This is a genomic window from Endozoicomonas euniceicola (genome assembly GCF_025562755.1).
Lineage (GTDB): Bacteria > Pseudomonadota > Gammaproteobacteria > Pseudomonadales > Endozoicomonadaceae > Endozoicomonas_A > Endozoicomonas_A euniceicola.
Genome location: NZ_CP103300.1, coordinates 1,033,216 through 1,044,979 on the forward strand (window position 1 = coordinate 1,033,216; position 11,764 = coordinate 1,044,979).

At 47.4% G+C, this 11,764-nt stretch carries 15 protein-coding genes and 1 pseudogene; 7 read left to right on the top strand and 9 right to left on the bottom strand.

Annotated elements, in window-relative coordinates:
• Positions 1–58: 58 nt before the first annotated feature.
• Positions 59–463: a hypothetical protein gene (locus NX720_RS03995; RefSeq protein ID WP_262599553.1), complete on the bottom strand. Its 405-nt coding sequence runs from the start codon at positions 461–463 to the stop codon at positions 59–61.
• Between the two features lie 101 nt (positions 464–564).
• Here NX720_RS03995 and NX720_RS04000 point away from each other — a divergent pair, with 101 nt between their 5' ends.
• Genes NX720_RS04000 through NX720_RS26980 form a run of 3 tightly spaced genes read left to right on the top strand, consistent with a single transcriptional unit; the run spans position 565 to position 1,431 of the window.
• Positions 565–1,020: an IS630 family transposase gene (locus tag NX720_RS04000; RefSeq protein WP_262599554.1), complete on the top strand. Its 456-nt coding sequence runs from the start codon at positions 565–567 to the stop codon at positions 1,018–1,020.
• Complete coding sequence (locus NX720_RS04005; protein WP_262599555.1) at positions 984–1,169, top strand: hypothetical protein; 186 nt, start codon at positions 984–986, stop codon at positions 1,167–1,169. Before NX720_RS04000 ends, NX720_RS04005 begins: the two co-directional genes overlap by 37 nt.
• Before the next feature lie 52 nt (positions 1,170–1,221).
• The gene (locus NX720_RS26980) at positions 1,222–1,431 is read left to right on the top strand and encodes a transposase (RefSeq protein ID WP_404831076.1); all 210 of its coding nucleotides are present in this window, start codon (positions 1,222–1,224) and stop codon (positions 1,429–1,431) included.
• A 125-nt stretch (positions 1,432–1,556) separates the two neighbouring features.
• Here NX720_RS26980 and NX720_RS04010 read toward each other — a convergent pair whose 3' ends face one another.
• Entirely contained in the window at positions 1,557–1,871 is a 315-nt protein-coding gene (locus NX720_RS04010; RefSeq protein WP_262599556.1) for a hypothetical protein, read from the bottom strand.
• 24 nt (positions 1,872–1,895) lie between these two features.
• Positions 1,896–2,459, bottom strand: a complete 564-nt coding sequence (locus NX720_RS04015; protein WP_262599557.1) for a helix-turn-helix domain-containing protein — start codon at positions 2,457–2,459, stop codon at positions 1,896–1,898.
• Here NX720_RS04015 and NX720_RS26985 point away from each other — a divergent pair.
• Positions 2,361–2,588, top strand: coding sequence for a transposase (locus NX720_RS26985; protein ID WP_404831077.1), 228 nt, complete (start codon positions 2,361–2,363; stop codon positions 2,586–2,588). The genes NX720_RS04015 and NX720_RS26985 overlap by 99 nt on opposite strands.
• Positions 2,589–2,850: 262 nt before the next feature.
• Positions 2,851–3,642: pseudogene (gene ttcA / locus NX720_RS04020) on the top strand (tRNA 2-thiocytidine(32) synthetase TtcA); the annotation flags it as partial.
• Positions 3,643–3,724: 82 nt separating this feature from the next.
• Here ttcA and NX720_RS04025 read toward each other — a convergent pair.
• The 3 genes from NX720_RS04025 to NX720_RS04035 form a co-directional block, all read right to left on the bottom strand.
• A complete protein-coding gene (locus NX720_RS04025; protein ID WP_262599558.1) occupies positions 3,725–4,585 on the bottom strand; it encodes a DUF547 domain-containing protein in 861 nt (286 codons plus the stop codon).
• A gap of 86 nt (positions 4,586–4,671) precedes the next feature.
• Positions 4,672–5,481 carry a DUF547 domain-containing protein gene (locus NX720_RS04030; RefSeq protein WP_262599559.1) on the bottom strand — a complete coding sequence of 270 codons (810 nt, stop codon included), beginning with the start codon at positions 5,479–5,481 and terminating at the stop codon, positions 4,672–4,674.
• A 36-nt stretch (positions 5,482–5,517) separates the two neighbouring features.
• A complete protein-coding gene (locus NX720_RS04035; protein WP_262599560.1) occupies positions 5,518–6,324 on the bottom strand; it encodes a glucosaminidase domain-containing protein in 807 nt (268 codons plus the stop codon).
• A gap of 304 nt (positions 6,325–6,628) precedes the next feature.
• On the opposite strand from NX720_RS04035, the gene NX720_RS04040 reads away from it, so the two are divergent.
• The gene (locus NX720_RS04040; protein ID WP_262599561.1) at positions 6,629–7,282 is read left to right on the top strand and encodes a Yip1 family protein; all 654 of its coding nucleotides are present in this window, start codon (positions 6,629–6,631) and stop codon (positions 7,280–7,282) included.
• Between the two features lie 26 nt (positions 7,283–7,308).
• Here the strand turns inward: NX720_RS04040 and NX720_RS04045 are convergent, their stop codons facing one another.
• Complete coding sequence (locus NX720_RS04045) at positions 7,309–8,721, bottom strand: M60 family metallopeptidase (protein ID WP_262599563.1); 1,413 nt, start codon at positions 8,719–8,721, stop codon at positions 7,309–7,311.
• A 417-nt stretch (positions 8,722–9,138) separates the two neighbouring features.
• Here NX720_RS04045 and NX720_RS04050 point away from each other — a divergent pair, with 417 nt between their 5' ends.
• On the top strand, positions 9,139–10,431 hold the full coding sequence (locus NX720_RS04050) for a hypothetical protein (protein ID WP_262599564.1): 1,293 nt from the start codon (positions 9,139–9,141) through the stop codon (positions 10,429–10,431).
• A 78-nt stretch (positions 10,432–10,509) separates the two neighbouring features.
• On the opposite strand, the gene NX720_RS04055 is transcribed toward NX720_RS04050, so the two are convergent.
• Both NX720_RS04055 and fghA read right to left on the bottom strand, forming a co-directional pair.
• Positions 10,510–10,755: a hypothetical protein gene (locus NX720_RS04055; protein WP_262599565.1), complete on the bottom strand. Its 246-nt coding sequence runs from the start codon at positions 10,753–10,755 to the stop codon at positions 10,510–10,512.
• 130 nt (positions 10,756–10,885) lie between these two features.
• On the bottom strand, positions 10,886–11,746 hold the full coding sequence (gene fghA / locus NX720_RS04060; protein ID WP_262599566.1) for an S-formylglutathione hydrolase: 861 nt from the start codon (positions 11,744–11,746) through the stop codon (positions 10,886–10,888).
• Positions 11,747–11,764: the final 18 nt, after the last annotated feature.

The window sequence follows — 11,764 nt, forward strand, 5'->3', positions numbered from 1 at the left end:
CGAGGCTTGAAACATAACTGCAAGCACATGATTCGTTCATGCGCCTGCATAACAAACATTAGTCGTTTGTATCGATAGTACTTGTTTTTTCTATAAGCTCGCTATCAATGAAACGGTCTGCTCTTCTTGATGTGTATGAGTAGAGTTTGCCGTTGTAAGCGACCATCCTTGGAACCTGATCATGGCTACCCATGAACAGGTATCCGCCATCATTATTAAGTTCGCGATACAGCATTCTGCCAAGCTCGGTGTAATTCAACTTGTCTTTCACTACAGGATAAACATAACCATTTTTGCCTTCTCTGATCACGGCATTTCCGTTGGCATCAAGGGCTGGATCAGCATAAAAATGCACCATCCAACTATGCCCTGCAGGACTGTGCCAACCAATATCAAAACCGACTACTGCGTTTGCTATAGGATTGGGCTGTTCAGGCTGAATCAGATCTAGCCAGTGCGTCACAACATAAACACCATTCGGAGCTTGATATACTATTGGTTTTTGCGCATTATAAGTAACATCTGTCGTCTGGTATTATCTCCTGCTTCATAGATGAGGCAGCAATGAACAATATTGACGGACGTAAAATCTCGGATGAGGTTCGGGAACAAATACGATTTGACGCCATTAAAGACTGGCATGCAGGCATGAACCCCTCCAGCCTCGCCCGCAAATACGGAACGTCAAGAAAGACCGTCTATGAATGGATCGACCGTTATGAAACTGGTGGATGGGATGGCCTTAAAACGCGCACAGGCAAGACCGGCCCAAAGCCAAAATTATCTCCAGAGCAGCAAGAACAGCTCCATCTGCTTCTCAGAAGCAGTACTCCCGTAGACTATGGTTATCAAACCCCTCTGTGGACTTGCCAGATAGTCGCAAAGCTGATTGATCAGACATTTCAGGTTAAATATGTACCGGCCTCTGTTGCCAGACTTCTGAAGCGAATGGGATTTAGTCCACAGAAGCCTCGTTGGGGAGCATGGCAGCAGGATCAAAAAAAATTGATGAGTGGCTGAATGTTCGTTATCCGCAGATACTCAGCCAGGCAGATGAGCAAGATGCCATTATTTTCTTTCTGGATGAATCTACGGCTAAATCAGAGAGTCACCGTGGTCGAACGTGGGGTATCAAGGGACTCACTCCTGTCGTGAAGGCTACGGGCTAAACACACACAAGAATATGTAGCACAGGAACCAAGGCTGTTAGGTCTTCATCTACTGCCGAGCTATTCACCAGAGCTGAATCCAGATGAGCAAGCCTGGAACTACCTTAAAGAAAAGTTGGGTAAGGCTGCCCTGAAGACAAAAGATGAATTTATAAAATTTATTCGGGGCAAGATGCGAAGTTTGCAAAAAAGTCCTGAAACAATCAAAGGATTCTTCAGGTTACATGACACCAGTTATGCTTGCAGGCAGTGTTACGTATAATGTTCACAGATCAATAAATGACTAAAGTCCGTCTCTTCGGTGTATGCCAAATGATAAACTCGTGACATAGTGCTTTAGCAATTGGCCAGACACGAATAGCTGAGGTTCAAAGCGGATGCTGTTCGTTAAAGTTGCTCTTCAGTATGTTCGATGGCGATTCGTTTTGCTTGCTCCTGAGTCTCTATCGCTTTCTCCTGCCAGACTTTAGGAAGATGAACACCACTTACTTCTTCCATTATTCCATCTTCAGGCAGCAGCCAGCTGGCTACAGTCAAGGCTGCATTGATTTCTGAAAAGGCGTTAACCCCAGACGTTGAAAACGGGTTTCCTGTTTGTAGCAAAGACCCTGTAAAGCCAGCTGCTGTCTGTAGTGTTGAATCACTTACCCACTGGCTACTCTGGATTTCCTTGTCAAGCTTTAACGCCTCATCCTTGGGCATTAAATAGCGTGCCGTACCAAGGGGTCAGATCATACTTGTAAGAATTTTTTCCCGACGTGAATTTGAAATAGAAGACATTTCTTTAAGGACTGACGCTTGCCAGTCTTCTTCGCAATAAAAATAACCAGTTGGCAACTCAAGAGCCTCGGACAGTCTCTTCAGCGTTGCGAAGTCGGGTGTATGCTTACCTTTCTCATATTGATTCATTCGAGAACTTGCAGAGAATTCATCGATTCCCGCCAGGATACCTAAAGATTTTTGTGACAATCCTTTTGCAAGTCGTGCTTCCTTGAGACGCTTAGGGAGTGGGGACAGGGCTTCAGAGCTTCGGTTGCTCATAGTAATCTCAGCTATAAAAGCTAAGATATTCTGAGTTTTAGTTGTGATACGATACTCAGGAATCCTTAGCTCAAGTAGTGCAAAGAGATGAACACCCACAAACGCAAAACTTATTCTCTGACTTTCAAGATTCAGGCCGTTGAAAGGTATCTGGAAAATGATCGAAACCTGAAGGCAACAGCCGAAGAGCTTGGCGTACACCCCGCTACCATGAAGCACTGGGTGCAAAAAGGCATTGATGGCTTGCAAAATCAAGCTACCAAACCCTCATCAACTCAGGAGGCTGAGATAAAAAGGCTGAGAAAGGAGCTTAATCGCCTTACAGAAGAAAATGAGATCCTTATAAAGGCGGCAAGGATGTTTGCAGCTCAGTCATAGAAATTTCTGGTTAGCGCTGGGCTGCCATCAGACATCTATTTCAAATAATTGAAGTTGACGAAGAAGACCAGTGAGAAGGTATTCTACTATTGAGCAATTATACGGGGCTCACAGCAAGAAAATTGGGCAAGAAAATTGGGGTTGGAACGACTGCCTTTTACAAAAAAAGGATTTTTTGTAAAAGGTGTGCATTGAAAAAGTGCCTCTGCACCTTGAAATCGATGTTTATAACTGAAAAAACAAGATATTTTATGCCATACAAGGAAAAGACAGCTACACCATGCTCGATATCCTGATGAGCCTGCAGAAAAGCGCCCCAATTCACTTTGAGCTGATCGCCGTAAACCTGGACCAGAAACAGCCGGGATTCCCAGAGCATGTTTTGCCCGAATACCTGGATAATGTCGGGGTGCCTTACCACATCATTAACCGCGACACCTATTCCGTGGTCAAGTCCAAAATTCCGGAAGGCAAAACCACCTGCGGCCTGTGCTCCCGCCTGCGTCGTGGCACCCTGTACTCCTTTGCCGAGGACATCGGTGCCACCAAGATCGCCCTGGGGCATCATAAAGACGACATTGTTGAAACTATGTTCCTGAATATGTTCTACGGTTCCCGTTTGTCTGCCATGCCGCCCAAGCTGCGTTCAGACGACGGTCGCAACGTCATTATCCGACCTCTGGCTTACTGCCGCGAGAAAGATATCAGCCGTTACGCAGACATTCAGAACTACCCGATTATCCCCTGCAACCTGTGTGGCTCCCAGGAAAACCTGCAACGCCAGAACATTAAAGCCATGCTGGCAGAATGGGAGAAAAAACACCCAAGCCGCATCGAATCCATCTTCACGGCTATGCAGAACATCGCCCCTTCCCAGATGGCGGATACTGAACTGTTCGATTTCGACAGCCTGACCGTTGAACGCTCTGGCGAACGCAAGCCTTATGAGTTTGAAGACAGTAAGGAAATATTCTCAGGTAATATTCCGGAAGCCATGCCTTCTGTTGAAGACGATGCCGTGCAGGTCATCAAATTCGAGCCTGCCTCTGCCTGATCCGTTTTCGTTCCCTCCTGGTTCTGGGATGTCACGAAAAGGGCAGGCCAGAACCGGGACGGGCAAAACTGGAAAGCAATAATCAACGACGAAACTCATTCAGTTGCCAGTTATAGTGGTAGCTGGTTCCACCCTTGTAGGATTCAAGGCGGATTCGCAGCCCTGGTTCAGCAAACTGCAACAACTCTCTCCAGACGCCTTCTTTGCCGGAGAACTCTTTACCAGAGCTATCCTTACCCACAAAGTCATCGCCATACCATTCAAAGATTTTCGACAATACCAGTCGTTTGCCTACAAAATTAACGCCTTTGCTCTGGTTGATAAAGCGTCTGGCCGCCTCATCCATCTGGGCCTCAATCCGTTTGCCGGAATAGGCTTCCGGCGCAAGATCAGGGCACCCAATACTGGCACAGTTGACCGCATAGTGTATTCGGGCATTATTCCAGACAGGTCGAAGAATACGGTGTTCAATATCATTCAGTGAAAGCGCTTTTCCCGCAATGGTTATCAGCTTATCGTCCCAGGGGCCAATACGAAACCAGCCTTTCCCCAGCTTAGTGATCGACTTCACCGGATAGTTTTTTAAAATCAGCTCGACCGTCAGGGCGTTATAAAGATTAACCCAGTACGCCAACTGCTCATTCCTGTTCAGAGTTCTGGGGTCGTAATCAGACAGACTTTTCAAATAACGCCGTAACCGTTCTGAGTTCTCCCGGCTCACGCCACCATAAACAAACGTATACATCTGCTGTTTTTCTGAGAAGCGAACGTATTTATCCAGAATCAACTGCCAGTCACTGTGGTCAACCTCAAGCTTGCTGCGGGGATCATGCCTGTCCCAGAACGGCCAGTAGTCCTTTTCCGGGGCTGCCCAGACTACTGACACCTGAAACGTCAGGCAGAGAAGCATCATCAGCCGGGCTGCACCTCGAATCCAAGCCATACCATTCCATCCCTGAACTTTTTCTGTACTTACATTAATCGGCTGAAACCTTCAGTGATAAAACCACCGGGGCAGTCAGCTGACACTCACTGCCGGCTGTCATTCAGAACCCAGCGGTATTGATAGATCACTTCGCCTTTGTATTTGTCGATTCGGGCAGCCATCGCCATCTGGCTGTTTTCCGTAATATGCCTCATCAGAGCTTTTCTGGAACCAAAATCCGCAGCATACCACTCATAGATTCGTGACAGCGTCAGCTTGCCATCAATAAAGTCCACCCCTTTCTCCTGCTGAATAAAACGTTGTGCAGCCTGTGACATCATGGCTTCAACCGTGGCTCCCGTATAAGCCTTATCAGCAAGATCCGGGCAGCCCTTGCTGGCGCAGTTAACCACATAATGAATACGTTTATCCCGCCAGATCGGGCGCAGAATTCTGTGTTCTATATCGTTGAGCGTCAGAGATTTACCTGCCACTTCAGTCAGCTTTTCATCCCAGGGGCCAAATTTATACCAGGGACCGATTTTGGTGATGGATTTAACCGGATAGTTTTTCAAAATCAACTCAACGGTCAGGGCATTGTAGAGATTAATCCAGTAGGCCAGCTGCACTTTACGGTTATAGCGCCTCGGTTCCACCCGTGTCAGGCTGGCAAGATAAGCCTGTAGTTTCGCACGGTCCTTTCTGGACACCCTGCTGTAGGCAAACAGCGTACCGTCGGGATAGGTCTTCAGATACCGGGAAAGAAGGTCTGACCACGCCGAATGATCAATGGTTTTGAGGGATGACTCATCGCTTTTGTCCCAAATCCCCCAGTACTTGCTCGCTGGTGCAGCAAAGGAGGACTGGGACAGAAGCAGTCCCAGACAGATCATCAGGCTGGTTATTGTTTTCATTCGTCTTCCTGACTGTTAATGCCTTCAGAGCGTTTTTCAACGTTCCAGTGCTATGCTCTCGCCTTCCAGGTCATAACGCAACAAATCATTACCCTTGATCATCCGCACCAACTCATCCACGTATTCAACACCACGAATGGAATAAGCGTGCAGTCCCTGTGCCAGAATCAGGCCAGTGACTGGTTCGCCCATTTCCCGACGTTTCATGCGCATCTCCCGCATGCTTTCATAGTGATGGCTGGAATTCAGGTTATGCATGTATGAACGTACTGAGTGGGCAGGCGAATCAAACTTTCTGACTTCATAACTCGCACCTTCCGGACGCCTTTCCGGAACCAGGCCACACCCCTTAGAAAAGCACCACTGTCCAAAGAAATTATTAGCGTTCAGGGCAAAACGGGAAGTTCCCCACGCCGACTCGTTAGCCGCCTGAACCAGCGCCAGAGAAATGGGAATTTCATCAACCTTTATCAGCAGTTCGTCAAAAATATCATCCAGCCCGGTCTTCTTTTCATCCACTTTATAAAGACGCGCCAGACCGTTCACCCACTGCTGCTGACTTTCATCGAGAGTCACTTTGTTTTTATACGACAACAGTTGCTGACGAGTATCTCTCAGTTGCTGGTTCTCTTCATCAACCATGGTTTTCATAAAGGCAAAGAAAGAGGCTTTTTTTTCCCAGACATCCAACATGCTGCCAAAGTCAGGAGTCCCCGATAACTGCTTATCGAACTCTGTGTCTTCAGTTACCCCTTGTATAAATTTATGAAACAATAAAGGTTGTTGCGACAGATGCCACCAGCCAGACGACAACACAACAATAACCAGCAACCCCAGAAACATTCTATCAACTCGATTTATCATTCTTGATCACACTTTAATCTACAGTCAGGCTTTACACTAACTCTTTACATTCACAATGAAACATGCCAACACTAAATGTAATGGCACTTTCATGGCAGCGGCGGTCTTCCATCACCTTGATACTTTTTTGAGGCGGTGACCAGGAAAGGAGCTAATAATAATAACAAAAATTAACCGCTGATTCGTAGCCCGGTCTTGTTGAGATTCTGTTAAACAGTACTCAACCTGACTGTTTGAGGTACATTGTTGTTCAGGTGCATCGTCGTTCGAGCCCGGGAACACAATGGCTACGGAAGTACAGCTCGTCAACATGGAGATTAACACCATGATTTTGAGCCACTTCTGGGGTCTTATGACTCGCCCTGATGAAGAGTGGGACTCTATTCGCAAACACCCTCCCGGTATTATACGGCTCTATCTTACCCAGATTATCTGGCTGGCTGCTCTGCCGGCTGCGTGCACGTTTTACGGAACCACTCAAACCGGCTGGTCGCTGCCCGGCAGTGAACAGTTTGTTCGCCTGACCGAAAGCAGTGCCATGGTGATGTCTGCGCTGGCCTGGTTAGCCATTCTGGCGGGGGTGGGCGTAATGGGTGCCTTTGTACAATGGATGAGTGAAACCTTCGGCAGTAAACCCACCATGGCGCAAAGCATTGCCTTCAGTTGTTATACGGCATTCCCCTTGTTTCTGGCAGGACTGTGCGGACTGGCTCCCTCTATCTGGCTCGCGATTGTTGCCGGAACCATTGGCGCCTCATGGTCTGCTTGGCTTCTGTATACCGGGCTGCCAGTATTTATGAAAATTCCAAAAGAGCAGGGGTTTGTGTATGCCAGCTCAGTACTGTGTATTGGGCTGGTCGTTCTGGTATCCCTGATGATCACAACAGTGATTTTGTGGAGTATGGGAGCCGGGCCTGAGTACGTGCAGGTTCTTTGATCGGGTTACTGATCAACGCTTACCGATTACAAACCATCATGGTACAGCCAGCGGGGATGTTCATACTTTTCCTGTAAAACCCGTTGATAAGCGGCGGAGCTGACTGGAACACGCCAGCTCCGGAACAACAGGGTTAAATCCTGCCCCGTGATTCTGCAGAGGCTTTCAAAAAAGTAGTCTGTTTTTTCCTGTGGCTGACTGGGTATCTGCTCCCCGGGAAGACGGCGAAAATCCTGATAGAGCTTTGTCAAAGGTTTGGGTGATAGCTCGTTTATCAAGATAGCCATGAAAGCTGTTTTTGCTGGCAACATTTCATCTACTTCCTCCCCCCAGATGTCCCAGTTATAACCATAGCCAAAGATATAGAGAAAAATATCCCAATAAAACTCAAAAAATGGGAAGTAGTAATAGAGGAAATCACTGTCCCAGAAATTAAAAATAAACCAGTAGCCAGACTGATATCGGTATCCATAGGGGAAGATTTCGGCAAAAGCCTGTGCAGCGCCCGGAGGTTCAAAAGCCCTTTCCTCAGGCTCATAATTATGACCAATCTCATGCCGTATCAAATTACCGGAACGAATAGTATCCGGGTCAATGAGTCGAAAAGGGTTACCGTAGTGCAGCCAGTATAAAACGATGGGATAACCGTTGTGAGATCTTGTCCCGTCATCCATTGATGTATGAATATCAAGAACAAACTGAAAAGGCAGATCCGGTGCTTTATCCTCCCTTACCTGCGTATCCGGGCTTAACCCGACCAGAGCGTTGGCATCTTTTACCACCTGATCATAGGCAAGAACGACGGCCACCGGATCGTCCAGCTCCCGAATCATTGTCGAAGGCAGAGCCAGTCTTGTATATTCTCCTTCCAGCTCCGCCCACGGAGCCGGGTAATGACGAATTTCATTCTGCCATTGCTCCAGCGAGTCCCTGCCAAGTTTAAACCAGGGCGCTTTTACAGCACCTGTTAGCGCTACTTCAAACGACCCGGTCCCGGTATCACTGCTCGAAAGATAAACCAGCCCTGATATAGGGCTAGTGCGTGAAAGAGGATGAGTCATATTCAGCGGGATTGAAACCCTGCCATAATCAGGTCTTCTGCGTTCTGCTGCCGGTACATGACTCAGTCGGTCAGTGTGTATGCCAATCGATAGAAACAACTTCGGAGTTAGCTCATTACCATCCGCAGGCTGAGTCCGTACCGTGATAGGCTCACCTTTCACATAATACAACCCAGTGCTTTTCATATTTTTGGGGGGATAATTTAGACGCAGCTCAGAAAAATCTCTGGGATGTAATGAAAATAAAAGAGTCTGATTAATCCGCTTAACGCCTTCTGGCACAGAACTATGAAACCTGTCGCCTGAAGACATAATATGCTGGTAGGCCTGTCCAGGGTCACTAAACAGGCTCCAGCCAAAACAAGGTGTTTGAACCATTAATAGCAGAATGCACTGGCAGAGACGCAGCCTTCTTTTAAACAAAATGAAGTTGTTTAATACCCACAACAAAACCTGCCTCGCTATTATTTATTACTTCTCAGGGCGAATGACATAGCATAGACAAGTTTTCAATAGCCTGCTTTCCCACGCCGTATATTCTTTCCAGCCTCCTCCCTAAGCCAAAAAAACTGGCTGTTTGCCAATTTTGTTCATGCACCCGTTCCAGTGTGATGCTATACCGTAGGGCGAAAACGACAAAGGCTAACGGGTTGTGACCAGATGCCTGGTTCCGGTGTGTACCGGGCAAACTGCAACAACTAAAAAAATGAATTTCTGCCACATGAAATAAAGGCAGAGGCTCGATGCTAATACGGTGTTACTGGCTGGCAAGTTATCAACCCCATGGGATGTGACATGAAAACAGTTTGCAAACTTACCTTACTTTCGTGCTTGTTATTTGTCTATTCAATTGCCCATTCAGGCACTCCGTCTAAAGATCAGTTTAATTTTTTAAAACACTACAATGACTCATCGGGGATTGAAAGCAGTCTGGCTATGTTGACTGGTGTTACCAGGCAAATATCTTCCACCGCAATAAGTGCCTTTTTCTGGTATGACATCTGCAAAGTACCTGAATTCGTTTCAACCTTTGCGAATCGATTTAAACTGGGCAGTGAGGATCAAAAAGAACTTGCTGGTATCACAACAGATTTTTGTGCACAGCTGGCACCGGTTATCGCCACCGCAGAGGCAACGTTGGCTGGAGCTGTGTCACCCTGGCCACTTGAGCAGGTTCCGTGGCAAGCATTGCGATTTGCAGGAGCAGGAATGATCGTTTTTCGTAATTATGGCAAGGAGAGTAATCTTAGAATAGCCTCAATGATTCTGCTTTATTTCACTTTCGAAGCAACTTTCAGATCGGTAGCCGGGGCCGTGAGTACCAATATGTTAAGAAGCCTCGGTACCATCCCTGACCTTCGTGCCCCTAATGACTGCACCAACAGTTTGCACTGTAGTGATTATGGCTCATCTTATGCCCTCGTTCAGAACTCATTATTATTAGTCTTTAGTGCCCTGATAGTCGGGGATATAACTTATCAGACAATGATTGGGATAGGCTATACGCCTGCAAAAGCCACCTTTGCTTATGCAATATCTACGTTATCGGCAGGATTAATGCCGGTGATATCTATACCAACACTTAATCTTAATCTGGACAATAATTTTATTTTCCGTCTCACAAAGATAGCCCTAATATCAGCCATTATCTCGAGAACCGTCGGCGGAAAAGCCTCAACCACAGCCATAACCACGGCCTCAGCCACAGCCTTAACCACAGCCGGATTCTACGCCAATGCCAACCTCGCTGACAAACTCGGACTCTTAGCCGGATCCACCGGTGCCTTCGCCGGAGCCCTAACCTTAGCCAGTTCCGATTTTAAAGCCGCCACCATATTCACAACTTCATTGCTGGCTGGACTCATAATCGCATTGCCGCTTCAACCTGATGCTCCAACTTCAGACAGTTTTATGAAAAACACCATCACTGCTGTGTACTCAGCCCTTTTAATCACTTTGACCAATAGCCTTTTAAACTATTCCGTTTATGGCATTCCTCTGGAAGAGCATTTATCTGAAACGGCCTGGAACCAGTTTAAGAAGTTTTATACCCCCCTGGATTATCTTTCTACAATGTTGGGTCGATAGCATAAAAATTGGGATAGGGCGTAGCCTCACGGCTACGCTCACCGGGTAGAAAGAGGGCAGAGGTTTGTGTATGCCAACTCAGCTCTTTTCCTGCCTGACAGTCTGAATAATCTCCTGTGCCGATTTAGCATTATTGGGGTACAGGAAATCAGTGACATGCTCAGCTCCAACTTCCTGAGTCACAACATACCGGGCACAGGATTGAAAAGCGGAATAACAGAAGTTTGTTTTTAACAGGTTGGCTGTCGAAGGCATATCTTCCAACGTACTTTGAAAGAAAGGGCACAATTCATAGTATTCACAGGTTGGTTTCTTGTCCGTCATCGTCTATTCACCGTCCGTGGTTGCCAGAGGCTGATCAGGACTCAAAACTCACCTGAAGGGCCATCCATGTTGATTCCATTCGGCGAGAGCGCTCAGTTCTGAAGACCGAACGCCTGTCAATACTCACCATCTATTGCGACTGATGCAGTACACGACTATGAAACCTTAAATGCTGCTCAATAAAGCTGGCAATAAAGTAATAGCTGTGGTCGTAGTGTTCATGCAGTTCCAACGTCACAGGGTAATCCACTGCCTTTGCTGCTTCCTGTAACGCTTCAGGCTGAAGCTGTTCCTGCAGAAACTCATCCGCCAGCCCCTGGCTCACCAGAACCGGCATCCTTGCATCAGTGCCTTTTACCTTGCGAAGCAACAGGGAAGCGTCGTAGCCTACCCAGTCTTCCTGATTATCACCCAGATAAGCCGTAAAGGCTTTTTGCCCCCATGGAGTCTGTGAAGGATGGCTAATCGGAGAAAAAGCCGAAGCACTCAGATATCGATCAGGATTTTTCAACGCGCACACCAGCGCACCATGCCCACCCATTGAATGCCCGGCGATTGAGCGTCTGGTATTAACCGGGAAATTCGCCTCAATCAGAGCAGGCAGTTCTGAAGTCACATAATCATACATACGATAGTGACGATCCCAGGGTGCCTGTGTCGCATTGACATAAAAGCCAGCGCCCTGTCCAAGATCATAACCTTCATCATTGGCCACGCCCTCACCTCTTGGGCTTGTATCGGGCGCAACAATCGCAATCCCCAGTTCCGCAGCAATACGCTGGGCTCCGGCTTTCTGCATAAAGTTCTCATCGGTGCAGGTCAGCCCGGAAAGCCAGTACAGTACCGGAACCCGGTTGCTCTCACTGGCCTGAGGCGGCATAAAAACCGCAAAGGTCATCATGGTACAACCATTGACCTCGGATTCATGCTGGTAACGACGGTGCCAGCCACCGAAGCTCCGGTTGCTGGCAAGCAGTTGTAGTGTGTCCATAGTGCTTTATCCGGAAAA

Bases quoted from the DNA above. Each gene is read 5' to 3' on its own strand.
- NX720_RS04000 (WP_262599554.1), top strand. From the start codon at position 565: ATGAACAATATTGACGGACGTAAAATCTCGGATGAGGTTCGGGAACAA.
- NX720_RS04005 (WP_262599555.1), top strand. From the start codon at position 984: ATGGCAGCAGGATCAAAAAAAATTGATGAGTGGCTGAATGTTCGTTAT.
- NX720_RS04010 (WP_262599556.1), bottom strand. From the start codon at position 1,871: ATGCCCAAGGATGAGGCGTTAAAGCTTGACAAGGAAATCCAGAGTAGC.
- NX720_RS04025 (WP_262599558.1), bottom strand. From the start codon at position 4,585: ATGGCTTGGATTCGAGGTGCAGCCCGGCTGATGATGCTTCTCTGCCTG.
- NX720_RS04030 (WP_262599559.1), bottom strand. From the start codon at position 5,481: ATGAAAACAATAACCAGCCTGATGATCTGTCTGGGACTGCTTCTGTCC.
- NX720_RS04035 (WP_262599560.1), bottom strand. From the start codon at position 6,324: ATGTTTCTGGGGTTGCTGGTTATTGTTGTGTTGTCGTCTGGCTGGTGG.
- NX720_RS04040 (WP_262599561.1), top strand. From the start codon at position 6,629: ATGGCTACGGAAGTACAGCTCGTCAACATGGAGATTAACACCATGATT.
- NX720_RS04045 (WP_262599563.1), bottom strand. From the start codon at position 8,721: ATGGTTCAAACACCTTGTTTTGGCTGGAGCCTGTTTAGTGACCCTGGA.
- NX720_RS04050 (WP_262599564.1), top strand. From the start codon at position 9,139: ATGAAAACAGTTTGCAAACTTACCTTACTTTCGTGCTTGTTATTTGTC.
- NX720_RS04055 (WP_262599565.1), bottom strand. From the start codon at position 10,755: ATGACGGACAAGAAACCAACCTGTGAATACTATGAATTGTGCCCTTTC.
- fghA (WP_262599566.1), bottom strand. From the start codon at position 11,746: ATGGACACACTACAACTGCTTGCCAGCAACCGGAGCTTCGGTGGCTGG.